21 protein-coding genes are annotated in these 22,443 nt (G+C 70.2%); 11 read left to right on the forward strand and 10 right to left on the reverse strand.

The window, feature by feature from the left end:
* Nucleotides 1-72: 72 nt before the first annotated feature.
* Nucleotides 73-1,581 carry a sugar porter family MFS transporter gene (locus ACWGO8_RS04760; protein ID WP_452041972.1) on the reverse strand — a complete coding sequence of 503 codons (1,509 nt, stop codon included), beginning with the start codon at nucleotides 1,579-1,581 and terminating at the stop codon, nucleotides 73-75.
* A gap of 189 nt (nucleotides 1,582-1,770) precedes the next feature.
* On the opposite strand from ACWGO8_RS04760, the gene ACWGO8_RS04765 reads away from it, so the two are divergent.
* Complete coding sequence (locus tag ACWGO8_RS04765) at nucleotides 1,771-2,424, forward strand: DUF3105 domain-containing protein (RefSeq protein ID WP_452041973.1); 654 nt, start codon at nucleotides 1,771-1,773, stop codon at nucleotides 2,422-2,424.
* Nucleotides 2,421-3,191, forward strand: coding sequence for a DUF305 domain-containing protein (locus ACWGO8_RS04770; RefSeq protein WP_452041974.1), 771 nt, complete (start codon nucleotides 2,421-2,423; stop codon nucleotides 3,189-3,191). The genes ACWGO8_RS04765 and ACWGO8_RS04770 overlap by 4 nt, the downstream gene beginning before the upstream one ends.
* 29 nt (nucleotides 3,192-3,220) lie before the next feature.
* Here the strand turns inward: ACWGO8_RS04770 and ACWGO8_RS04775 are convergent, their stop codons facing one another.
* Nucleotides 3,221-5,128 (reverse strand): ABC transporter ATP-binding protein, encoded by a 1,908-nt coding sequence (locus ACWGO8_RS04775; RefSeq protein WP_452043519.1) that lies wholly within the window; start codon nucleotides 5,126-5,128, stop codon nucleotides 3,221-3,223.
* 150 nt (nucleotides 5,129-5,278) lie between these two features.
* Between ACWGO8_RS04775 and ACWGO8_RS04780 the strand changes: the two genes are divergently transcribed.
* A complete protein-coding gene (locus ACWGO8_RS04780; RefSeq protein WP_452041975.1) occupies nucleotides 5,279-6,241 on the forward strand; it encodes an LPXTG cell wall anchor domain-containing protein in 963 nt (320 codons plus the stop codon).
* Nucleotides 6,242-6,551: 310 nt separating this feature from the next.
* Here ACWGO8_RS04780 and ACWGO8_RS04785 read toward each other — a convergent pair whose 3' ends face one another.
* The 3 genes from ACWGO8_RS04785 to ACWGO8_RS04795 form a co-directional block, all read right to left on the reverse strand.
* On the reverse strand, nucleotides 6,552-7,547 hold the full coding sequence (locus ACWGO8_RS04785) for a carbohydrate ABC transporter permease (RefSeq protein WP_452041976.1): 996 nt from the start codon (nucleotides 7,545-7,547) through the stop codon (nucleotides 6,552-6,554).
* Nucleotides 7,544-8,512, reverse strand: a complete 969-nt coding sequence (locus ACWGO8_RS04790; protein ID WP_452041977.1) for a carbohydrate ABC transporter permease — start codon at nucleotides 8,510-8,512, stop codon at nucleotides 7,544-7,546. Before ACWGO8_RS04790 ends, ACWGO8_RS04785 begins: the two co-directional genes overlap by 4 nt.
* Before the next feature lie 111 nt (nucleotides 8,513-8,623).
* Entirely contained in the window at nucleotides 8,624-9,982 is a 1,359-nt protein-coding gene (locus tag ACWGO8_RS04795) for an ABC transporter substrate-binding protein (protein ID WP_452041978.1), read from the reverse strand.
* Between the two features lie 267 nt (nucleotides 9,983-10,249).
* Here ACWGO8_RS04795 and ACWGO8_RS04800 point away from each other — a divergent pair, with 267 nt between their 5' ends.
* A complete protein-coding gene (locus ACWGO8_RS04800; protein ID WP_452041979.1) occupies nucleotides 10,250-11,272 on the forward strand; it encodes a LacI family DNA-binding transcriptional regulator in 1,023 nt (340 codons plus the stop codon).
* Nucleotides 11,273-11,311: 39 nt separating this feature from the next.
* Here the strand turns inward: ACWGO8_RS04800 and ACWGO8_RS04805 are convergent, their stop codons facing one another.
* Together ACWGO8_RS04805 and ACWGO8_RS04810 are read right to left on the reverse strand one after the other, a co-directional pair.
* The gene (locus tag ACWGO8_RS04805) at nucleotides 11,312-12,559 is read right to left on the reverse strand and encodes an MFS transporter (RefSeq protein WP_452041980.1); all 1,248 of its coding nucleotides are present in this window, start codon (nucleotides 12,557-12,559) and stop codon (nucleotides 11,312-11,314) included.
* Nucleotides 12,556-13,014: a MarR family winged helix-turn-helix transcriptional regulator gene (locus tag ACWGO8_RS04810; protein ID WP_452041981.1), complete on the reverse strand. Its 459-nt coding sequence runs from the start codon at nucleotides 13,012-13,014 to the stop codon at nucleotides 12,556-12,558. Before ACWGO8_RS04810 ends, ACWGO8_RS04805 begins: the two co-directional genes overlap by 4 nt.
* Nucleotides 13,015-13,169: 155 nt before the next feature.
* Here ACWGO8_RS04810 and ACWGO8_RS04815 point away from each other — a divergent pair, with 155 nt between their 5' ends.
* Nucleotides 13,170-13,616, forward strand: a complete 447-nt coding sequence (locus tag ACWGO8_RS04815) for a DUF805 domain-containing protein (protein WP_452041982.1) — start codon at nucleotides 13,170-13,172, stop codon at nucleotides 13,614-13,616.
* Nucleotides 13,617-13,804: 188 nt separating this feature from the next.
* Entirely contained in the window at nucleotides 13,805-14,425 is a 621-nt protein-coding gene (locus ACWGO8_RS04820) for a peptidoglycan-binding domain-containing protein (RefSeq protein WP_452041983.1), read from the forward strand.
* 179 nt (nucleotides 14,426-14,604) lie between these two features.
* On the opposite strand, the gene rplL is transcribed toward ACWGO8_RS04820, so the two are convergent.
* Together rplL and rplJ are read right to left on the reverse strand one after the other, a co-directional pair.
* Nucleotides 14,605-14,994, reverse strand: a complete 390-nt coding sequence (gene rplL, locus ACWGO8_RS04825; protein WP_376951855.1) for a 50S ribosomal protein L7/L12 — start codon at nucleotides 14,992-14,994, stop codon at nucleotides 14,605-14,607.
* Nucleotides 14,995-15,064: 70 nt separating this feature from the next.
* Nucleotides 15,065-15,580 (reverse strand): 50S ribosomal protein L10, encoded by a 516-nt coding sequence (gene rplJ / locus ACWGO8_RS04830; protein ID WP_376955893.1) that lies wholly within the window; start codon nucleotides 15,578-15,580, stop codon nucleotides 15,065-15,067.
* A 436-nt stretch (nucleotides 15,581-16,016) separates the two neighbouring features.
* On the opposite strand from rplJ, the gene ACWGO8_RS04835 reads away from it, so the two are divergent.
* From ACWGO8_RS04835 to ACWGO8_RS04855, 5 genes are all read left to right on the forward strand, one after another.
* Nucleotides 16,017-17,372, forward strand: a complete 1,356-nt coding sequence (locus ACWGO8_RS04835; protein WP_452041984.1) for a S8 family serine peptidase — start codon at nucleotides 16,017-16,019, stop codon at nucleotides 17,370-17,372.
* Between the two features lie 8 nt (nucleotides 17,373-17,380).
* Nucleotides 17,381-17,626 (forward strand): hypothetical protein, encoded by a 246-nt coding sequence (locus ACWGO8_RS04840; RefSeq protein WP_452041985.1) that lies wholly within the window; start codon nucleotides 17,381-17,383, stop codon nucleotides 17,624-17,626.
* A 193-nt stretch (nucleotides 17,627-17,819) separates the two neighbouring features.
* Entirely contained in the window at nucleotides 17,820-19,538 is a 1,719-nt protein-coding gene (locus ACWGO8_RS04845) for a DHA2 family efflux MFS transporter permease subunit (protein ID WP_452041986.1), read from the forward strand.
* Between the two features lie 10 nt (nucleotides 19,539-19,548).
* Complete coding sequence (locus tag ACWGO8_RS04850) at nucleotides 19,549-19,989, forward strand: MarR family winged helix-turn-helix transcriptional regulator (RefSeq protein ID WP_452041987.1); 441 nt, start codon at nucleotides 19,549-19,551, stop codon at nucleotides 19,987-19,989.
* Between the two features lie 100 nt (nucleotides 19,990-20,089).
* A complete protein-coding gene (locus ACWGO8_RS04855) occupies nucleotides 20,090-20,485 on the forward strand; it encodes a RidA family protein (RefSeq protein ID WP_452041988.1) in 396 nt (131 codons plus the stop codon).
* A gap of 69 nt (nucleotides 20,486-20,554) precedes the next feature.
* Here the strand turns inward: ACWGO8_RS04855 and ACWGO8_RS04860 are convergent, their stop codons facing one another.
* The gene (locus tag ACWGO8_RS04860) at nucleotides 20,555-22,408 is read right to left on the reverse strand and encodes a Xaa-Pro dipeptidyl-peptidase (RefSeq protein WP_452041989.1); all 1,854 of its coding nucleotides are present in this window, start codon (nucleotides 22,406-22,408) and stop codon (nucleotides 20,555-20,557) included.
* Nucleotides 22,409-22,443: the final 35 nt, after the last annotated feature.

The following is a 22,443-nucleotide window of genomic DNA, read 5'->3' on the forward strand; positions in this document are numbered from 1 at the left end:
GCGCGGACGCGTCGGAAGGGGTCGCCTGTCTCAGCGACGACGACACAGCATGAGTGCGCTCACGCGCCCAGCCTAGCCGGACTGCACGGCCGGGCGCTTGGCCGATCCCTTGCGCGCGAAGACCACCTCGGACTCCTCGAGCGACATGCCGTTCGTCTCGGGAACCTTCCAGAAGACGAACAGGAACGAGAGCACCGCGAACGACGCGTACATGCCGTAGGTGAAGAAGAGGGACAGGTCGGCGAGCCACGGGAACGTGACCGTGATGAGGAAGTTCGCGATCCACTGGGCCGCCGCCGCGAGGCCGAGCGCACGCGCCCGGAACCGGTTCGGGAAGATCTCGCCGAGCAGCACCCAGACGAGCGGGCCCCACGAGAACCCGAAGAACACGACGAACAGGTTCGCGGCGACGAGGGCGATCGGGGCCCAGGCGCCGGGCAGCGTCACGGCGCCGTCGACCTCGACCGAGTTCGCGAACGCGAACGCCATGGTGCCGAGGCTCACGGCCATGCCCGCCGAGCCGATGAGCAGCAGCGGACGACGCCCGACGCGGTCGACGAGCGCGATCGCGATGAAGGTCACGGCGATGTTCGTGATCGACGTGATCACGCTGATCGTGAACGAGTCGGATTCGTCGAAGCCGACGGCCTGCCAGAGGGTCGTCGAGTAGTAGAAGATCACGTTGATGCCGACGAACTGCTGGAACACCGAGAGCAGGATGCCGATCCAGACGATGCCCTGGAGGCCGAACACGGGCCCACGCAGCGCGCCCTTCTTCTTGCCGAGCTCGTCCTGCTCCATCGACGCGTGGATGTCGCGGACCGCGCGGTCCTCCTCGCCGGGCTGGATGCGCGCCAGCACCGTACGCGCCTGGTCCTCCTTTCCGACCTTGACGAGGTAGCGCGGCGACTCGGGCAGCGTCAACGCGAGAACGCCGTACACGACCGACGGCACGACGCACGCGATGAACATCCAGCGCCAGGCGTCGAGGCCCAGCCAGAAGGGTTCGGCGGCGCCGCCCGCGGCGTTCGCGAACAACGCGTCCGACAGCAGGGCCGCGGAGATGCCGAAGACGATGGCGAGCTGCTGCAGCGACGCGAGTCGCCCGCGCATGAGCCGTGGCGAGATCTCGGCGATGTACGCGGGCGCGACCACCGAGGCGATGCCGATGCCGACGCCGCCGATGACGCGCCAGACGATGAGATCGACGACGCTGAACGCGAGGCCCGACCCGATCGACGAGATGAGGAAGAGGATCGCGCCGATGACCATGACGGGGATGCGCCCGAACCGGTCGGCGAGGCGGCCGGCGAGCTCCGCGCCGAGCGCGCAGCCGAGCAGGGCGCTCGCGACGGCGAAGCCGGTCACGACCGACGACAGCGCGAACTCCTGCTGGATCGCGTCGACCGCGCCGTTGATCACCGACGAGTCGAACCCGAAGAGGAAGCCGCCGACCGCGCCGGCCGCGGCGAGGCCGATCACGCGCCCGGTGACGTGCTTCGGCGGCGCCGGCGGCGGCCCGCCGTCGACCACTCCGCCCGCTTCGGTTCCGCCCGCCGGATCGCCTGCCGCGTTCGTCATCGCGCCCGCCCCCTCGCGCTGGACCGGGCCGCCCCCGTTGGCCCCCCGGCAACTGGTGCTCACTCTACTCACGCCCGCGTTCGCGCGGTCGAAGATTCCTCGGTACGGTGCTTTCACAGGTGCATGCGCTCGTATTGATGCTGCCCCTGCGCGCTCCCTGCGCACTCGACGCGACCGGAAGGCCCCCACGTGAGTTCTGGCAAGCCCACGATCAAGCAGCAGCGAGCGGCGGAGCGGGAGCGCAAGCTCGCCGAGTTCCGCAAGCAGGAGGCGCGCCGCAAGCGGAATCGCACGATCGCGATCGGGTCGGCGATCGTCGTCGGCGTGGTCGTCGTCGCGCTGCTCGTGGTGTCGTTCGTGCTCATCCCCCAGCCGGCGTCGTACTCGGCGGGCGGCTCGGGTGCCGACGTCGAGGGCGTCGAGACCTTCGAGAACACGTCGGCGCACGTCACGGGCGCGGTCGACTACGCGCAGACCCCTCCGGCCGGCGGCGAGCACAACCCCGCATGGCTGAACTGCGGCGTCTACACGGAGTCGGTGCCGAACGAGAACGCGGTGCACTCGCTCGAGCACGGCGCCCTCTGGGTCACGTACGACCCGTCGCTCTCGTCGTCCGACCTCGACGCGCTGAAGGCGAAGCTGCCCTCGACGTACGTCATCCTCTCGCCGTTCGACGGCCTCCCCTCGCCCATCGTGCTGAGCGGCTGGAACGTGCAGCTCCAGGTCGACGAGGCCGATGACCCCCGCATCTCCCAGTTCTTCGAGGAGTACTGGAAGAGCGACCTCGTGCCCGAGCCCGGCGCCCTGTGCACGGGCGGCGTGGACGCACCGGGCAAGGCGTGACCTCGGGGCATCCGACGCTCGACGCGGCCGACGCCGTGGAGCACGACGACGACCTGGAACGCACCGACTCCGACCCCGACGTCGCCGCTGAGCGCGCACCCTCGCGTGCCGGCCGGATCGCGGTGCTCGTGGCCGCCGGCCTCGCGATCGTCGTCGTCGCCGTCGTCGCGTTCTCGCTCGGACGCCTCTCGACGCTCGCGGAGCCGACCCCCGGCGACCACAGCGCCGAGGCGGGGTTCGCGCGCGACATGCAGGTGCACCACCTGCAGGGCGTGGAGCTCGCGATGATCGTGCGCGACCTCACCGACGATCCCGACGTGCGCCGCCTCGCCTACGACATCGCGACGACCCAGTCGCAGCAGGCCGGCCAGATGTACGGCTGGCTCGAGGAGTGGGACCTCTCGCAGGCGGGCTCCGAGCCGTCGATGACGTGGATGACCCGACCGCCGCTCGAGGGCGCCGACGAGCACGGCGGGCACGACGCGACGGGCACGGATGCCGCGGCATCCGCCCATGAGCCCGGAGCCCCGATGCCCGGCCTCGCGACGGCCGAGCAGATCGCCGCGCTGCAGGCGTCGACGGGCGTCGAGGCGGAGCGGCAGTTCCTCGAGCTCATGATCGCCCACCATCAGGGCGCCGTGGACATGGCGGACGCCGTGCTCGCGCGCGCCGAGTCGCGCGTGGTGCTGAGCCTCGCGCAGTCGATCGTGAACTCGCAGCAGGCGGAGATCGAGCTCATGGAGGGCATGCTCGCCGAGCGGAGCTGACGCCGAAGCGGCCCGCCGCGCCGACGCGCTCAGGCCTCGAGGACGGGCCGCTCCTCCTGCTGGCGGTAGAGCGAGGCGTAGACGCCGTCGGCGAGCACGAGCTCGGCGTGCGTGCCGCGCTCGACGATGCGCCCGGCGACGACCACGAAGATCACGTCGGCGGCGACGACCGTCGAGAGCCGGTGCGCGATCGCGATGGTCGTGCGGCCGCGCGCCGCGTCGTCGAGGGCCTGCTGCACGACGCGCTCCGAGATCGTGTCGAGGGCGCTCGTCGCCTCGTCGAGCACGAGCACGGGCGGGTCCTTGAGCAGCACCCGGGCGATCGCGATCCGCTGCTTCTCGCCGCCCGACAGGCGGTAGCCGCGCTCGCCCACGACCGTGTCGTAGCCCTCGGGGAAGGACATGATCGTCTCGTGGATGTTGGCCGCCCGCGCTGCGGCCACGAGCTCGTCGGGCGTCGCGTCGGGCTTGGCGTACCGCAGGTTGTCGCCGATCGACGCGTGGAAGAGGTACGTCTCCTGGCTGACGATGCCGATGTTCGAGATGAGCGACTCCTGGCGCAGGTCGCGCACGTCGTCGCCGGCGAACCGAACCGAGCCGTCGGATGCCTCGTACAGCCGCGGCACGAGGTAGGACACCGTCGTCTTGCCGGCGCCCGACGGGCCGACGAACGCCGCGTACTGGCCGGGCTCGATCGTGAAGCTCACGCCGTCGAGCGTGGGCGCGGACTCGCCGTCGGCGTCGGGGTAGCGGAACGTCACGTCGTCGAACTCGACGCGCCCGAGGGCTGCGCCGTCGCGCACGTCGCGGGCTCCGGGGGCATCCGTGATCGTGGGCTTCAGGTCGAGGTACTCGAAGATGCGCGCGAAGAGCGCGCCCGAGGTCTGCAGGTCGAGCGCCACGCGCATGAGCGCCATGAGCGGGAACAGCAGTCGCGCCTGCACCGTGGTGAACGCGACGATGGTGCCGGCCGTGATGTCGGTGGTGCCGCCCTCGATGAGCCAGCCCGAGACGAGGTAGACGATCGCGGGGATCGCCGACATGAAGATGCCGACCATCGCGAAGAACCACTGGCCGGTCATCTGCTGGCGCACCTGCAGGTTGATCTGGTTGGCGTTCTCGTCCGCGTAGCGGCCGATCTCGCTGCCCTGCCGCGTGAAGCTCTTCGACAGGAGGATGCCCGACACCGACAGGGTCTCCTGCGTGATCGCGGTCATCTCCGACAGCGACTCCTGCGTCTTCGCCGCGATGCGCGCGCGAACCTGGCCGACGCGGCGCTGCGCGATGACCATGACGGGCAGCAGGATGAGCGCGATGACCGTGAGCTGCCAGTTCAGGATGAGCATGGCGACGAACGCCGAGATGACCGTGACGGTGTTGCCGAGCACGCTCGAGACGGTGTTGGTGAGCACGGATGCCACGCCGCCCACGTCGTTCTGCAGGCGCGACTGGATGATGCCGGTCTTCGTGCGCGTGAAGAAGCTGAGCTCCATGCCCTGCAGGTGCGTGAACATGCGGACGCGGAGCGCGCCCATGACCTTGTTGCCCACGTTGGCGGTGAGCCACGTCTGCCAGACGCCGAGCAGCGACGACACGATGAACACCGCCATCATGGCGATCACGATCGAGGTCAGCACGGGCAGGTTCGGCGGTTCGAGCTCGCCGTTCGCCCCGACGGGGAACAGGCCGTCGTCGAAGGCCCGCTCCGTCAGCAGCGGCGGGATGACGCTGAGCGCCGCCCCCACGAGGACGAGGATCACCGTCGTCGTGAGCGCCGCCTTGTGCGGCGTGAAGAGCTCCGAGATGCGGCGCAGGAGGTGCGGGATCTTGGGCGCGTCGGCGTTCTCCGCGCGCTGCGCGTTCTCGTCGGCTCCGCTGATGCGCGTGCGCGGCTTGCCCATCCTGCCGGACTGTCCGCCCGGCGCGCTGGCGTGCATGGTCACGCGCTCAAGCCTAAGCCGGGGGTGCGACGGGGCGGCCGGATGCCCTGCCCCGAACGGGGGACGTTCGCGGAGGGCGTGACGACCGCTAGCTTGAGCATTGTTCGGCTTCCAACCCGAGGGAGTACCGCCATGCGACGATCCTGCGTGCCCGAGAACCGCGATCGTGATGGACAGTTGCGCGAGCTCCTCCGCAGGGTGGCGGCGGCGGCCGTCGCCGTCGTGCTCGCCGGCGGGCTCGCAGGGCTGACGGCCGGCCCCGCATCCGCCGAGGAGGACCCTGTCGAGGTCGCCGCGGTCGTGACATCCGACATCGGCGTCGAGGTGACGCCGCTGAGCTGCAGCACGAGCCGCGACGGCGTGACGTTCGTGTCGTTCACGAACCTCATCCCCGGCAACCAGTACCTGTTCGACGTCGAGGGACCCGACTTCAGCGTCGGCGGGCCCTTCGAGGCCGAGAGCGACGTCGAGGAGCGCGAGTTCGTCGGCATGCCGCCCGGCAACTACTACGTCATCGTCGAGGAGAGCTTCCCACCGGAGGAGGAGACGACGCCCAATTACGACTGGATCGCCTTCGCGGTCGAGCCGTGCCAGCCGGCGATCGAGGTCGCCGCGACGCAGTGCACCGCGGCGGGCGGCACCGGCGGGCTGAACGTCTCGCTGTCGCGCCTGGTCGCCGGTGTCGAGTACGCGGTCTGGGTGACCGACGTGGGCGACGCCGGCGGGGCGCCCTATGGCGATCCGCAGGTCGTGACCGGCGACGAGTTCGCCGAGGCCAGCGCGTCGTTCGCGTCGTTGCCGGGCGGGCGCAGCTACACGGTGTGGGTCGACGGCTCATGGACCGCGGAGCCCTACGAGGAGCCGCCCTTCATCGGCGGCGGGACGTTCGTGCCGCTCACGACGGTCGACCTGACGACGAGCGCTGACGTCTCGCTCGCTGCGTGCCCCGCTGCGCCCGTGACGCCCGCGTCGTCGACGACGACGCTCCCGGCGACGGGCCCCGACGGCGCCGGCCCGGCGCTCCTCGCCGGCCTGCTCCTCGGCGGATCGGGCGCGGCGCTGCTGGCGCTGTCGCTGCGCCGTCGTCGCGCCGCCGCCGTGCGGCGCTGACGCCGCGCCGCCACTCCTCCACGCTGACCGCCCGCAGCGCTGACCGCCCATTCTCGTCGGGCGCAGTCGCGTTCCTCGCGGTTGTGTGCAATTCAGGTGCGCACACGGCGTGTCGCACAGACACGCCGAGCGACCGCGGCGCGACACACCTCCGCACCTGAATTGCGAACCAGAACCGAGCCGAATCCGCCGAGATGTCGCCGCGCCGACGCCCGCGGCTGACCGCCGCGCATCCCCGCAGACAGGCGGATGCCGCGTGCCCCCCAGCACGCGGCATCCGTTCCCCCCGCCCCGTTCGGGCCGGTTGCAGCTACCCCTTCGTCGCCCCCGCCAGGAGACCGCGCACGAAGTAGCGCTGCAGGCTGAAGAACACGATCAGCGGGATGACGATCGAGATGAACGCCGAGGCCGTCAGGAGCTGCCAGTCCTGGCCTCTCGTGCCGACCAGCTCCGCCAATCGTTGGGTGAGTGGTGCCACGTCCTGCGTGCCGCCCGAGAAGATCAGGGCGACCAACAGGTCGTTCCACACCCAGATGAACTGGAAGATCGCGAACGACGCGAGCGCCGGGGTGGCGAGCGGCAGCACGATCCGGAAGAAGATCTGGCCGTGGGTCGCGCCGTCGACGCGGGCCGCCTCGATCACGTCGGCCGGGATCTCCGCGATGAAGTTGTGCAGCAGGAAGATCGCCAGCGGCAGGCCGAACATCGCGTGCGCGAGCCACACGGGTGCGTAGTTCTGCTCGGGGATGATCGGGACCACGTCGTGCAGCCAGGCCTGCAGCGGCCGGAGGAAGGTCGAGAAGACCTGCAGCAGCGGCACCAGGGCCATCTGCAGCGGCACGATCTGCAGCGCGAACACGAAGATGAACAGCCAGCTCACCCACTTGAACTTGATCCACGCGAACGCGTAGGCCGCCATCGACGCGAAGACGAGCGTGATGAGCGTGCCGAGCAGCGCGATGGCGATCGAGTTCACGATGTACGCGCCGAGCTGCGGTGACGACGACGAGGTCGAGAACAGCACGGACGAGTAGTTCTCGAGCGTGAGCCCGGGGTTCGCGAAGTACGTCCACCAGCCGGTCGTGCGGATGAGCTCGGCCGGCCGGAACGACGAGAGGAACAGTCCGAAGGTCGGGATCGTCCAGAGGACCGCGATGATGAGCGACACGATCGTCGCGGTGCGCGACGTGAGGCGCTTCTTGACTCGTCCGGCCTTGGTGTTGTCGCCGTACGTGACCCGCTCGGCCTGCTCGATCGAGCCGATGTCCTTGCCGACGGGAAGATCGGCCGGGGCGACGCTGCTCATCGGATCTCCCTCTGCTTCCGGAGGACGTTGACGTTGTAGATGACGATCGGCAGCACCAGCACGAACAGGATCAACGCGAGCGCCGACCCTCGTCCGATCTCGCTGGCGCGGAACGCCTGCGTGTACATCTCGTTCGCGATGGTGCTCGTGTTGAAGTTTCCGGCGGTCATCGTTCGGACGATGTCGAAGACCTTCAACGTGGCGATCGAGATCGTCGTGACCACGACCACGAGGGCGCCGCGGATGCCGGGAACCGTGACGTTCACGAACCGCTGCCACCCGTTGGTGCCGTCGAGCTGCGCCGCCTCGATCTGCTCCGTGGGAACGCCCTTGATCGCGGCGCTCAGCAGGACCATCGCGAAGCCGGTCTGGATCCAGATCATCACGATGATGAGCAATAACGTGTTGATCGGATCGGTCTGCATCCATTGCACGGGATCACCGCCGAACGCGACGATGATCGCGTTCAGGAGGCCGATCTGCTCGCGATCGCCGGAGCGGTACTCGTACACGAAGCGCCAGATCACGCCGGCGCCCACGAACGAGATCGCGATCGGCATGAAGAGCACGACCTTGTAGTACTTCTCCCCACGCGACCGGTCGATGAAGACCGCGTACGCCAGGCCGATGCCCGTCGCGATCGTCGGGACGAGCAGCACCCAGATGATCGTGTTGATCAGCGTGCGGATCGCCGCGGGCTGCGTGAACGTCCAGATGAAGTTGTCCATCGTCCAGTCGCCGCTGGAGGTCTGGAACGCGAGGATGCTCGTGCGGATCGCCGGGTAGACGAGTCCGACGAGTACGAAGAGCATCGCCGGCGCGAGGAAGCCGGCGAGCTGCCAGTAGTCTCGGCCCTTCTTCGGCGCCTTGTCGATGAAGAAGACGAGCAGGCCGACGACCGCCGCGAGGATCGCGAGGCCCATCACCACCTGCAGAAGTTTGCCGAGCAGATCGGCCGTGGTCATCGTGCCTCCCGGGTTCGTCGTTGAAGCTGGGGTGCCGAGGGGCGGGGTGTCGAACCCCGCCCCTCGATTGTGTCGCCCCGCCGGCTCACGCCGCGTGCGACGCGCGGACGGTCAGCTGGCGGGCCAGCTCGCCTCGATGGCGTCGAGGGTCTGCTCGGTGCTCTGACCGCCGACCCACGCCACGATGCCCTTCCAGAAGGAGTCGGCGCCGACGGCACCGGGCATCAGGTCGGATCCGTCGAAGCGGAACGTCGTCTCGGGATCCTGCAGGATCTCGATCGACTGCACGAGCAGCTCGCTCGAGCCGTTCTCGGGGTCGAGGCCCCGGTTGGCGCTGATCACGCCGCCCAGGCTCACCCGGTTGTTGGCCCAGGTGTCGCTCGACAGGTACGCGCGGAACGCCTCGACCTCGTCGGCCTCGCGGAAGGCCACGACGATCTCGCCGCCGCCCGTGACCGACAGCGGGTCATCCGCGTTGGCCGGCGGGAGCAGGAAGCCGAACACGTCGCCGTCGGAGGCGACCTTCACCTCGTCGCCGCCCTCGGGGTTCCAGAAGGTCTCGTAGAACGAGGCTTGGTGGTGCAGCGAGCACGCGCCGTCGAGGATCGGGAGACCGGCCGTCTGGAACGCCTCGGTGACCAGCGTCGAAACGTCGCCGATGCCGCCGTTCACCATGTCGGGGTTCTTCAGGTAGTCGCCCACCGCGTCGAACGCCTCGGCGACCTGCGGGTCGTTGAACGGGATGTCGTGGGTCACCCACTGGTCGTACACGTCGGCGCCGTGCAGGCGGAGCATGTAGTCCTCGACCCAGTCGGTGCCCGGCCAGCCGGTGGCGTCACCGGACTCGAGGCCGACGCACCACGGCTTGTGGTCGCCCTCGGCCGCGATCTTCTCGGAGAGCGTCTTCAGCTCGTCGAGGGTCTTGGGGATCTCGTAGCCCTTCTCCTCGAACTCGGACGGCGAGTACCAGACGTAGCCCTTGATGCTCGCCATGAGCGGGGCTCCGTAGAACGTGTCGTCGACCGTGCCGTACTTCTTCCAGTCCTCGGACCAGAACTCGTCGACGTTGGCCTCGACCGGCTCGGAGGCCGGGATGAGCCAGCCGCCGTCGGCGAGCCGCTGAACCAGGCCCGGCTGCGGGACGATGCCGACGTCGGGTGCGTTGCCGCCCTCGGCGAGGACCGCGATCTGCGCCTCGAACTCGCTCGAGCCCTGGTACTCCACCGAGATGCCGGTGCAGGTCTCGAAGTCGGCCCAGGACTCGTTCAGCCGGTCGGCCTCGAGGTCGAGGATCGTGCCGGCCACCGTGACCTCGGCGCCGTCGAAGGTGCCGTACTCCTCGTAGGGGCCGCAGTCGACGTCGGCCGCGGTCTCGTTCGCGATGTCGCCAGTACAGGCCGTGAGCGCCAGGCCGACCGCCGCGGCCGCCACGACGGGGACCGCCCAGCGGCGATGCCGTGTGAGTCTCATGTCTTCTCCTCATTGAGTGTGGTGCAGGCAGGGGACCGGGAACCGGTTCCAGCACCCACGGTATGACACCGGAGCGATTCCTCACAAGACACCCGAGGTCACGGTTCGGACACCGTGGCCGATCGCCGGGGCACCTGTGGGAGAGCGCTCCCACATCCGCATGCCGGGCGCCGCCGACACGCGAGGACCGCACAGGGAAACGGTTCCACATTCGCTCCCCCGAGCATTACACTCTGCATCGGAGCAGCCCGACGGAGGGAGGCGGTGATGGCAGCCATCGGCGACGTCGCACGGCTCGCGGGCGTCTCCAAGGCCACCGCGTCGCGGGCGCTCTCCGGCGGCGGCTACGTCGCCGACGACACGCGCCGCCGCGTCGAGGCCGCGGCCAAGGAGATCGGCTACATCGCCTCGCCGGATGCCGCGAGCCTCGTCACCGGTCGCACGAAGAACGTCGGCGTCATCATCCCGTTCGTGAACCGGTGGTTCTTCGGCGAGGTGCTCGAGGGCATCGAGCGCGCCCTCCTCTCCGCCGGATACGACCTCACGCTCTACAACCTGTCGGAGCCCGGTCCCGACCGGGCGAGGGTGTTCGACTTCTTCCTCGCCCGCAAGCGCGTCGACGCCGTCATCGCGGTCGGGGTCGACCTCGACGACCACGAGGTCGCGGCGCTCGAGAAGCGCGAGAAGCCCCTCGTGGCGCTCGGCGGCAGCGGCGGCGCCGACGCCCGGCTCTCGGTCGACGACCGCGCGGTGGGCCAGCTCGCGACCGAGCACCTGCTGCACCTCGGCCACACGCGCATCGCCCACCTCGCCGGCGTCGGCGCGGGCGACCTGCCGCTGAGCGTGCAGGGGCAGCGGCGCCAGGGGTTCCTCGACGCGCTCGCGGCCGCCGGGATCCCGCCCGAGGACCGCGCGGTCATCCTCGAGGCCGACGTGAGCCTGCCGGGCGGCTACACCGGCGCGCTGCAGCTGCTGGGGCATCCGGCCGCACGCCCGACCGCCCTGTTCGCGGCATCCGACGAGATGGCCATCGGCGCCATCCGCGCCGCCGAGAAGCTCGGCATCGACGTGCCCGGCGACCTCTCGATCATCGGCGTCGACGGGCACGAGTACGCCGAGATGTTCGAGCTCACGACCATCGAGCAGTACCCGGGCGAACAGGGCCGGCTCGCGGTCGACGTCGTCATGGCGCTGCTGCTCGACGAGGGCGCGGCCGATCCGCTGCCCGACTCGGGCGCTCCCCTGCCCACTCGGCTGGTGGTGCGAGCGACCACGAGCGCGCCGCGCTGAGCAGGCCGTCGCGCACCGCAGCGCACTCGAGCGGATGCCTCAGGCCGCGTCGCCGACCGCGATCGACTCCGCCTCGACGATGGCGGGCTCGGCCGGCCCGTCCACGCGCCGCAGCGCGCGGTGCCCGATCACGACGACCGCGAGCGCGACCACCACGGAGCCCGCCGCGGCGTAGTACGGCGCCTCGGGCGAGATGAGGCGGGCGAGCTCGGCGGCGGCGGGCGGCGCGATCGCACCGCCGAGGAACCGCACGGCGGAGTAGGCGCTCGACGCGACTGAGCGCTGCAGGTCGGTCGCCTCCATGACGCACTCCGTGAGCACCGTGTTCAGCACGCCGAGCACGAGTCCGCCGGCGACGATGCACGTGACGAGCAGCGCGGGGTCGTCGATCACGATCCCGGCGACGGCCGGGTCGACGGCCAGGAGCGGCAGCGCGATCCACAGGACACGCGTGCGCGGCATCCGTGCGGTGAGGAGCGGTGCGACGAACACCGAGGTGATCGCGAGTGCGACGCCCCACCCGAAGAAGGTCAGGCCGAGGCCCATCGCGTCGAACCCGAGCGGGAACGGCGAGTACGCGAGCAGCACGAAGAACCCGATGTTGTAGAACAGGGCGGCGGCGGCGAGCACGGCGAGCGCGGGCTGCCGCAGGGCGCGCAGCGGCGCGGAGAGCCGGGTGGGTTCCGGCCGGGTCGCGGCATCCGTCGTGGGATCGTCCTTCAGGAAGACGACGATCGCGATGAAGCCGATCGCCATGAGCGCGGCCGTGCCGAAGAACGGGCCGCGCCAGCTGAGGTGCCCGAGCAGGCCGCCGAGCAGCGGGCCGATGGCGATGCCGAGGCCGAGCGCCGCCTCGTAGAGGATGATCGCGGAGCCCGAGCCGCCGGCCGCGGCGCCGACGATCGTGGCGAGCGCGGTGGAGATGAAGAGGGCGTTGCCGAGGCCCCAGCCGGCGCGGAAGCCGATGACCGACTCGACGTTCTGCGAGAGGCCGGCCGCGGCCGCGAACACGACGATCAGGCCGAGGCCGATGAGCAACGTCTTCTTGGCGCCGATGCGGCTCGACACCCAGCTCGTGGCGAGCATCGCGAGCCCGGTGACGAGCAGGTAGCTCGTGAAGAGCAGCTCGGTCTCGGTGGGCGTGGCCTGCAGGCTCGCGGCGATCGCGGGCAGGATCGGGTCGACGAGCCCGATGCCCATGAAGGCGATGACGCACGAGAACGCGACGGCCCAGACGGCCTTCGGCTGCCGGAGGATCGAACCGGATGCGCCGTGGCCGGCGCTCACGCGACCGCTCCGGTCGAGGCGGCGCGCACCTGCTCGAGGCGGCCCCGCACGATGTCGACGGCGGCGGCCAGGGTGGCGAGCTCGTCGTCGGCGAGGCCGGCGAAGGTGGGCTCGAGCGCGGCCGCGAGCTCCTCGCGCCACGAGTCGAGCGCCGCGAGCCCCGACGGATCGGCCGAGATGAGCCAGGCGCGCGAGTCGCTGGCGTCGACGATGCGCCGGATCCACCCGCGCTCGTCGAGCGTGTGCACGAGCTTCGTCATCGTGGGCTGAGAGACGCGGCTGACCCGGGCGAGCTCGCCGAGGCGCATGGGGCCGAGGTCGCGCAGCACGGCGATCGTGCGCCAGACCGCGGGCGACTCGGTGCTGCCGGTGACGGATGCCGCGAGCCTCGTGAGCCGGTGGTTCACCGAGACGAGGTCGCCGAGGACGGAGTGGAGCTGGAGTTCGTCGTGCACAGGTCGATTATACATAGCTTGGCTATGTAACGAATCGGGAGCACTGCGGTCCATCGGCGCGCCGATCTGGCGCAGGCCGACCGATCAGCGCCATCATGACCCTGAGCTCCGCGCGCCACGTCGGGGCGCGTATCCACTCGATGCAAGGAGTCATCGTGACCGACGTCACCGCCGACAGCGCACAGGTGCCGCTGGACGCCCCGCTCCGCGGAGCGACCTTCGGACAGGCGTTCAGTCGATTCTTCAAGAAGTACGCGACCTTCCACGGCCGCGCGAGCCGCAGCGAGTTCTGGTGGTGGTTCCTGGCCAACGCCATCATCAGCGGCGTGCTCTCGGGCCTCACGTACACCATGGGCAATCCCATGATGGTCAACGAGAACGGCGTTCCCACGCCCGTCTGGAGCGTCGCGTACCTCCCGTCCGTGCTCTGGGGCCTCGCGACGTTCATCCCGTGGCTGGCCCTCTCGTGGCGCCGGCTCCACGACACCAACCGCTCGGGCGGCTGGTGGTTCATCGGATGGATCCCGATCGTCGGGCCCATCATCCTGCTCGTCTTCTTCCTGCTCGAGCCGAAGCCCGAGGGCGTGCGGTTCGATCGCTGAGGCGTGACGTTCAGCACCAGCGACGACGGATGCCCCGTCCCGACGACCGGCACGGGGCATCCGCGTGTGGGGGCGACTCAGTGCCAGCCCGGTGACCGTCGCTGGAGCGCCGTCGTAGCCTCCGCATCGGCGGCCCTCCGGCGCGGATGCCGATCGAGGGCGGCCCCGCATCGACGAAGGAGGACATCATGACCACCGAATCCGCCGCCGCCCCGAGCGCGGCGATCACCCCCGCCGACGGGATCACGCTGCAGCGGATCGCCCGCGGCGGCGGCTACCAGGGCCCCAACGACGGCGTCCCTGGCGTGAACACCTGGAAGGGCCTCCAGCAGCTCGTCACCGGCTACGGCTACACCGGCGCCATCGACGGCCTGCCCGGACCGATCACGTGGAAGGCCGTCCAGCGGCTCGCGTCCAAGGGCGGGTACACCGGGCCGATCGACGGCGTGATGACGGTCGCGTCGTGGAAGGGCGTGCAGCAGGTCCTCACTGGCTTCGGCTACGCCGGCGCCATCGACGGCATCCCGGGACCGCTCACGAACTCGGCGCTCCAGGTGCTCGCCCGGATCGGCGGGTACTTCGGCCCCTACGACGGCGTCCTCGGCCCGAAGTCCTGGAAGGGCGTGCAGACCGTGCTCGCCGGCGCCGGGTACACGGGCCCGATCGACGGCGTCCCGGGACCGAATACGTGGAAGGCCTTGCAGCGCATCGCCCAGCGAGGCGGCTACGCCGGGCCGGTCGACGGCGTCCCCGGCCCCAACACCTACGCCGGGCTCGCCGAGCTCCTCGTGCGCAGCGAGCACGACTGAGCCGCACCACGACCAGCTGCAGAACGACGGATGCCCCGTGCCGAACGAATCGGCACGGGGCATCCGTGTGTTCAGGGGACGCGGGTCACCTCAGGTGATGCGGCGCTCGAGCGAGCGCGCGACATTACGTGAGGGTGACGGTCGCACTCAGTGTGTGCTGCCCTCCTCGAGGGCGGCCACTACTTGAGGGTGACGGTCGCGCCGGCCTCCTCGAGGGCGGCCTTCGCCTTCTCGGCGGTCTCCTTGTTCGCGCCCTCGAGCACGGCCTTGGGAGCACCGTCGACGACGGCCTTGGCCTCGCCGAGGCCGAGCGAGGTGAGCTCGCGGACGACCTTGATGACCTGGATCTTCTTGTCGCCGGCAGCCTCGAGGACGACGTCGAAGGAGTCCTTCTCCTCGACCTCTTCAGCAGCAGCGCCAGCGCCACCGGCAGCCGGAGCGGCAACCGCGACGGGGGCGGCGGCGGTGACCTCGAAGGTCTCCTCGAACGCCTTGACGAACTCCGAGAGCTCGATGAGGGTCAGGCCCTTGAACTGCTCGAGCAGCTCCTCAGTGGACAGCTTCGCCATTATTTCTTCTCCTTGGTTTCTCGTTACTCACCGCTTGAATCCGGGCCCTTCGACGGGCTCAGGGACCGGATTACGCAGCGGACTCCTGCTTCTCACGCAGCGCGTCGACCGTGCGGACGGCCTTCGACAGCGGTGCGTTGAACAGATATGCGGCTCCGAACAGCGAGGCCTTGAAGGCACCGGCGAGCTTCGCCAGGAGCACTTCGCGGGACTCGAGGTCGGCGAGCTTGCCTACCTCTTCGGCGGTCAGGGGCTTGCCATCGAAATAGCCGCCCTTGACCACGAGGAGGGGGTTCGCCTTGGTGAAGTCACGCAGCGACTTCGCGACGGCGACCGGGTCGCCGTGCACGAACGCGATCGCCGACGGGCCCTTGAGCTCGTCGTCGAAGGCGGTGATCCCGGCGTTGTTCGCCGCGATCTTGGTCAGCGTGTTCTTCACCACGGCGTAGCTCGCGTCCCCACTGATCGACTTGCGCAGCTCCTTGAGCTTCGCAACAGTGAGGCCGCGGTATTCGGTCAGCAGAACGGCGGTCGAGCCCTCGAACTTCTCCGTGAGCTCGGCAACCGCGGCTTCCTTGTTCGCCATGGCCACTCCTTGTGTCTTCAACGTGCATCGCGGTGGCGGTGCACGGCCTCGGAGCGCTGGAAGAATTCGGAGGAAAGAAAAGAGCTCCGGCGCAGACGCGCGGAGCTCGGCCCGATTCGATCGGGAAGTCTTCGTCACACCTGCGTGGGCTCTTGCTTTCGCAAGACTTCGGTCGGCCCGAATCACTCCGGGCGCGACGACCAACGGTCTTCGGCTCCGACAAGGGTAGCGGATGCCGCGGGCCACACCAAATCGCGTCCGGACCGTCTCCGAATCGACGTGGTCGCGCACCCGTGAGAGCACTAATATGAGGTTGCCTCAGTGCAGCCCCCGATGCGTCGCGCTCCATCCAGATCGAGACTGTGGCCACTGCGGGCGACGTGTCCCGAGCCCCGGGCATCCCGTCGGCGCCCGTGATCAATCGAAGGATCCGATCATGAACACTGACAGCGCCGCCGGACGGGTTCCCGAGGGCCCGACCGGTCGGCAGATCATCACGTTCGCCCCGGTGGACGACGAGACGGCGACCCGCGAACTGCGGGACGTCGCCGGCTTCGACATCGGGACCCCGCGCGGGCTCGACGACCCCGCCGCGGTCGCGACGGGCGACGTCTACCTCGACAAGCTCGGCATCGCGATCGTCGACTCCGCCCCCGAGCAGCTCGGCGCGCTCTCGCGCGCGGTGGGCGACTCGGCCAGCCCGATCATCGCCGTCGAACCCGAGGTCTACGTGTACCCGTTCGACACGATCGACGCCATGGATGCGCCGCCGGCCACGGTGGCGGACGACTCCGACGCCGAGGCCGACGACGACGAGGTCGACGCGGCGGAGACCTACGTGGACACCGACACGTACGCGTGGGGCCTCAAGGCCGTGCGCGCGGTGCCGCCGATCCTCGCCACCGCCCCGTGGGCGGGCGCCGGCATCAGGATCGCGGTGCTCGACACTGGCATCGACCTGGGCCACCCCGACTTCGCCGGGCGAGTGATCGCGAGCCAGTCGTTCATCCCGGGCGCCGCGGTGCAGGACGGCCACTCGCACGGCACGCACTGCGCGGGGACGGCCGCCGGGCCGAAGAGCCCGCCGGGGACGCAGCGCCGCTACGGCGTCGCGCACGGCGCGCGGCTGCTGGTCGGCAAGGTGCTGAGCGACCAGGGCAGCGGGACGAGCGGCCAGATCCTGGCCGGCATCCAGTGGGCCGTCGAGCAGGGCGCGCACGTCATCTCGATGTCGCTCGGCTCGCGCGTCGCTGTGGGCCAGACGTACTTCACGTACTACGAGCAGGCGGCCACGGCCGCGCTGAACGCGGGTTCGCTCATCGTCGCCGCCGCCGGGAACGACGGGTGGGCCCCGGTCGGCGCACCCGCCAACAGCCCATCGGTGCTCGCCGTCGCGGCCCTCGACCAGGCGCTGCTGCGTGCCCCGTTCTCGTGCGTGGCGCTCAACGGCAACGGCGGCGAGATCAACATCGCGGCGCCGGGCGTCGCGACGTACTCGTCGGTCCCGGTCGCGAAGGGCTCGTACGGGTTCAAGAGCGGCACGAGCATGGCGACGCCGCACGTCGCAGGCGTCGCCGCGACGCTGGCCCGCAAGACCGGCCTCCGCAGCCGGGCGCTCTGGCAGGAGCTCGTGCGCACCGCCGTGCCGCTCCCGCAGTCCGCCCAGGAGGTGGGCGCGGGCCTCGCGGTCGTGCCGACACGGCGTCGTCCCATCTGGGACTACCAGCCGATCCCGTGGCGACCCGGTCCGATCGTGGACCCCGGTCCGCTCGAGCCGACACCACTCCCCTAGGGACGACCATGGCCGAATCGGATGCCGCGAGCGCCGACCGCGTCCACGTGACCGTGCAGGGTCGCGGCGTCGACGACGTGCTCCCCGACCTGCGGGACGCGGGACTCGAGGTCGACGAGGCGCTCGGCGGGCTCGGCATCGTGACCGGGCGCGCGGCGCCCGACGCGGTCGAGCGGCTGCGCGGCATCCCCGGTGTCACGGTCGAGCCCGAGCACGGCGTGCAGCTGCCGCCGCCGGATGCCCCGGTGCAGTAGCCGAGGCCAGCGGATGCCGCGGCGCGACGTCGCGGCATCCGTCATCAGGAGCCGGGCCACGATGGGCCCGGCTCCGCTTCGCGAGCGCCGGGTCGCGCTGGGCTCGGAATAGTTGACCGAGGTCGATGGTTGACAGAAAGCAACGATCTAGATATAGTTGACCTCTATCAACATTCTTGGAGCAGAACCAGACGTGACCGCAACCACTGAAACCCCCTCGCTCGAGGCCAAGCGCTCGCACCGTGAGGTGCTGACCGCGCTGTCCGGCCTCATCATGGGCATGTTCGTCGCCGTGCTCTCGGGCACGGTCGTCTCGACGTCGATGCCGATCATCATCGCCGACCTGGGCGGCGACCAGTCCGCCTACACCTGGGTCATCACCGCGAGCCTCCTCGCGACCGCCGTGTCCACCCCGATCTGGGGCAAGCTCGCCGACCTCCTCAATCGCAAGGTGCTGCTGCAGCTGGCGCTCGGCCTCTTCGTGTTCGGCACCGCCCTCGCCGGCTTCGCGCAGGACACGGGCATGCTCATCGGCTTCCGCGTCATCCAGGGCATCGGCGCCGGCGGCCTCATGTCGCTCGTCATGATCGCCGTGGCCCTCATCATCTCCCCGCGCGAGCGCGGCAAGTACATGGGCATCGTCGGCGGGGTCATGGCCATGGCCACCATCGGCGGCCCGCTGCTCGGCGGCGTCGTGACCGATGCGTTCGGCTGGCGCGCCAACTTCTTCCTCGGCATCCCCTTCGCGATCGTCGCGATCATCCTGATCCAGCGCACCCTGCACCTGCCGAAGAGCACCCGCACCAAGGTCAAGATCGACTACGTCGGCGCCGTGCTCCTCGCGGTCGGCGTGTCGCTGCTGCTGATCTGGGTCTCGATGGGCGGCAACCAGTTCGAGTGGAACTCCATGACGAGCTTCGTGCTGGTCGGCATCTCGGCCGCTGCGATCGTGGGCTTCGTCATCACCGAGTTCCTCGTCGAGGAGCCCATCGTGCCGATGAGCCTCTTCACGAACCGCACGTTCACGCTCGCCGTGATCGCGTCGATCTCGGTCGGCGTCGCGATGTTCGCGACCAGCGTGTTCCTCGCGCAGTACTTCCAGCTCGCCCGCGGCGCCACCCCGACCGAGTCGGGCCTCATGACCATCCCGATGGTCGTCGGCCAGATGGGCGCCTCGATCGGCATCGGCGCGCTCGTGAGCCGCTTCGGCAAGTGGAAGGGCTGGATGCTGCTCGGCTCGGCGCTCATCATCGCCGGCGTCAGCCTCATGGCCACGCTCCGCTACGACACCGACTTCCTGTGGGTCTCGGTCTACATGGTGGTGCTCGGCGCCGGCCTCGGCATGGTGATGCAGAACCTCACGCTCGTCGTGCAGAACGACACGCCGGCGTCGCAGCTCGGCGCGGCCAGCTCGAACGTGAACTTCTTCCGCTCGATCGCCGGCACCATCGGCGTCACGATCATGGGCTCGGTGCTGGCCACCCAGGTGACCACGCACGTGAAGGACGGCCTCGCGTCGTTCACGCCGACCTCGCCCGACGAGGTGTCGGCGCTGCAGGGCCTCGCCGGCGGCGCGGTGCCGAAGGTCTCCGAGCTGCCCGACGCGATCCGCGTGATCGTCGAGGGCGCCTACGGCCACGGCATCGCCGACGTCTTCATCATCGCGATCCCGCTCGCCGTGCTGAGCCTCATCGCGATCGCGTTCCTGCCGAACAAGCCGCTCTCGCGGCAGACCGCCTCCGAGAAGCTCGAGGAGGAGGCCGAGCAGGTCGCGATCGACCTCGCCGAGGCCGAGATCGGCGCCCCGGTCACCTCGTCGATCCGGCTCGTCGAGGGCACCGACGGCGACGCACCGGAGGAGCGCGAGCCGGCCGACCGCGACCGCGCGACCGCGTCGGGGAGTGCTCGGTAGCATGATCACCATGACCGCCGATCCTGCCCTCGACGAGGCGATCGCTCGCGTCGAGGAGCAGCTCGGCGTCGTGTTCAACCGGGCACGGCTCGTCTGGAAGCAGGCGGCGGAGCAGATCCACCCCGACCTGCAGCCCGCCGGCTACAAGGTGCTCTCGACGATCACCCGGCTCGGCTCGACCACCGCCCACGTGCTGGCGACCGAGCTCGACATGGACAAGAGCGTCGTCAGCCGCCAGGTGCGGGTGCTCGAGGAGGCGGGGCTCGTCGAGAGCCTGCCCGACGAGCGCGACGGCCGCATCCGGGTGCTCCAGCCGACGGCGACCGCCGTCGAGCGGGTCTCGGCGGTCCGGACGAGCAACCAGGCCCGCGTGCGTGCCGCGCTCGAGAACCGCTCGGTCGACGAGCTCCGCACGTTCGCCGAGATGCTTCGGGTGCTCGCCGAGGCCTGACCGACCATCGACACACGAAGGGCCCGTCCCGATCGGGGGCGGGCCCTTCGCCGTGCCCGCGTCGGTGGCCGGCGTCGGTGGCCGGTGCGAGACTCGGCCCATGGAACTCATCCACGTGAATCCACCGTCGCTGCACACGAGCCCCGCGTTCAGCCAGGGCGTGCTGGTGCGCGGCGACCACGACCTCCTGCAGGTCGGCGGTCAGAACGGCACGGATGCCTCGGGCGCGATCGTTCCCGGCGGCATCGGGCCGCAGACCGAGCAGGCCATGCGCAACGTGCTCGCCGTGCTCGAGGCGGCCGGCGCCGACCAGAGCAACGTGATCCGCATGTCGATCCTGCTCGTCGAGGGCCAGTCGTTCCAGGAGGGCTTCGCCGCCGCGATGCCGGTCTGGGGTCCCCACGTCACCGCGATCACCGGCGCGCACGTCGCCGGCCTCGGGCGCCCAGACGCGCTCGTCGAGATCGAGGCGACCGCCGCGATCCCGCGGGGCTGAGACGCGAGGAGGGCGGGGCCCTGCCGAAGCAGGACCCCGCCCTCGATGTCGATCAGCGTCGGCGGGCGCTCAGCGCCCGGCGCGCAGCGACGCCTGCAGGGCGTCCATGCCGCCGACGAGCGGCAGGTGCACGTCCGACGAGAACGGCTGCAGCTTGAGCACCGTGCCCGCGGCGGGACGCACCGTGTACTCGTAGTCCGACGACATCACGACCACGCCGATCTTCGACCCGGCGCTGAACACGTAGTCCTTCGGCTCGAAGTCGAAGTCGAACGTGTACGCCGTGCCGGGGACGATCGCCTCGGTCACCGCATCGCTCGAGCGGTTCTCGACGTCGGCCCAGCCGCGGGTGATGATCTTCGGCGCACCCGTGGCCGGGTACTCGACGAGCAGGGCCGTGAGGTTCGCCTTCGTGCGGTCGACCGCGAGCTTCAGCGACACCGACGGCGTGCCCGACAGCCGAACCGGGGTGCCGAGCGTCTCGGTGCGGTAGAGCAGCCGGTTCGGCGACGACTCCGCGGCGGCGAGCGTCGAGGCACGGAGGCTCGCGTCGTCGACGAGGTCCTCGAATGCCTTGTTCGGGTCGCGCGAGACCGCGAGGCCGCCGACGCCGTCGGCCTGGGCCGCCGGGCGGAACTTCAGCTTCACGTCGTCAGCGGCCGGGTCGGGCCACTCGGGGTACTCCGTGAGCGTCCGGTCCTCGCGGACCACGTACGCCTTCGGCAGCTGCTCGACGCCGTTCTGCACGTCGTAGAGGTAGCGCGTGAACCAGCGGTTGAGCAGCGTGTCGTTCGGGTTGCCGCCGTGGCCGCCCTGGTGCAGGTAGATCTGGTGCGGCACTCCGTTGGCCTTCAGCACCTCGTAGAGGTCGGAGGCGTTCTTCGTCATGACGTTCCAGTCGTTCAGGCCGTGCGCGACGAGCGTGGCGGCCGTGATCCGGTCGGCGTTCGCGAGGTAGTCGCGCTCCTCCCAGAACGCGCTGCGGTCGCCCGTCGCGCGGTCCTGATTCGCCCGCAGCTCGTCGATGATCGGCTGGCAGATCTGCTGGTCGAACCGCGTGTAGACGTAGTCGGCGAGCACGTCGAGGTCCTCGCCCTGGTAGCCGCCCGGCGCGCGCACGGCGCCGTTCGCGCGGTAGTAGTTGTACCAGTCGGAGATCGCCGAGACGGGGACGATGGCGTCGAGGCCCTCGACGCCGGTGCTCGCGACGCCGATCGGCAGCGTGCCGTTGTACGACGTGCCGATCATGCCGACCTTGCCGGTCGTCCAGTCGGCCGAGACCTCGGTCGTGCGGTCGGTGCTCGTGTACGCCGTCGCCCGGCCGTTCAGCCAGTCGATCACGGCCTTGCCCGCGAGCGACTCGTTCAGGCCGCCCGAGGTGGGGCATCCCTCCGACCAGCCGCTGCCGAAGCCCTCGGCGTGCACGACCGCGAACCCGCGGGGCACCCACGTGCTCTCGAGCGAGCGCGAGATGGTCGGGCTCGTGCGGTTCACGGGGTTGTACGCGGGCCACGGGTCCTTCTCGGACGGCGGGGCGCCGATCTCGTGGTCGACCGGCCAGTTGGTGACCTGGCTGCCGCCCGCGTAGTAGGGGCTCATCTCCATCAGCACGGGGACCTTGAGGCCGGCGGCCGTCTCGGGCACGCGGCTCACGTCGACGTGCACGAGGTCGAGCTTGCCGTCGCGGTCGGAGTCGACCTCGCTCTCGACCCAGGCCTCCTGGTTGATCCACTCGGTCGAGACGCGCGTGAAGACGGGCTGCGAGAGGCCGTCGACGAAGGTCGGCTCGGCGGGCTCGGGGGTCGGCGCGGCCTGGGCGGGAGTCGCCGCGACGACGAGTCCGCCGGCGAGGACCGTGGTGATCGCGACGGCGAGCGCGCGGCCGCGCCGCCTGTCGCCCGCGCGTGGGACCGCTGGTGTCATGGGGGATGCTCCTTCGCTCATGGTGGGACGGCACC

The organism is Agromyces sp. NPDC055661, assembly GCF_053618135.1.

Coding starts and splice junctions, on each gene's coding strand:
- ACWGO8_RS04760 (WP_452041972.1), bottom strand. CDS start 1,581: ATGACGAACGCGGCAGGCGATCCGGCGGGCGGAACCGAAGCGGGCGGA.
- ACWGO8_RS04775 (WP_452043519.1), bottom strand. CDS start 5,128: ATGCACGCCAGCGCGCCGGGCGGACAGTCCGGCAGGATGGGCAAGCCG.
- ACWGO8_RS04785 (WP_452041976.1), bottom strand. CDS start 7,547: ATGAGCAGCGTCGCCCCGGCCGATCTTCCCGTCGGCAAGGACATCGGC.
- ACWGO8_RS04790 (WP_452041977.1), bottom strand. CDS start 8,512: ATGACCACGGCCGATCTGCTCGGCAAACTTCTGCAGGTGGTGATGGGC.
- ACWGO8_RS04795 (WP_452041978.1), bottom strand. CDS start 9,982: ATGAGACTCACACGGCATCGCCGCTGGGCGGTCCCCGTCGTGGCGGCC.
- ACWGO8_RS04800 (WP_452041979.1), top strand. CDS start 10,250: ATGGCAGCCATCGGCGACGTCGCACGGCTCGCGGGCGTCTCCAAGGCC.
- ACWGO8_RS04820 (WP_452041983.1), top strand. CDS start 13,805: ATGACCACCGAATCCGCCGCCGCCCCGAGCGCGGCGATCACCCCCGCC.
- rplL (WP_376951855.1), bottom strand. CDS start 14,994: ATGGCGAAGCTGTCCACTGAGGAGCTGCTCGAGCAGTTCAAGGGCCTG.
- rplJ (WP_376955893.1), bottom strand. CDS start 15,580: ATGGCGAACAAGGAAGCCGCGGTTGCCGAGCTCACGGAGAAGTTCGAG.
- ACWGO8_RS04835 (WP_452041984.1), top strand. CDS start 16,017: ATGAACACTGACAGCGCCGCCGGACGGGTTCCCGAGGGCCCGACCGGT.
- ACWGO8_RS04840 (WP_452041985.1), top strand. CDS start 17,381: ATGGCCGAATCGGATGCCGCGAGCGCCGACCGCGTCCACGTGACCGTG.
- ACWGO8_RS04850 (WP_452041987.1), top strand. CDS start 19,549: ATGACCGCCGATCCTGCCCTCGACGAGGCGATCGCTCGCGTCGAGGAG.
- ACWGO8_RS04855 (WP_452041988.1), top strand. CDS start 20,090: ATGGAACTCATCCACGTGAATCCACCGTCGCTGCACACGAGCCCCGCG.
- ACWGO8_RS04860 (WP_452041989.1), bottom strand. CDS start 22,408: ATGACACCAGCGGTCCCACGCGCGGGCGACAGGCGGCGCGGCCGCGCG.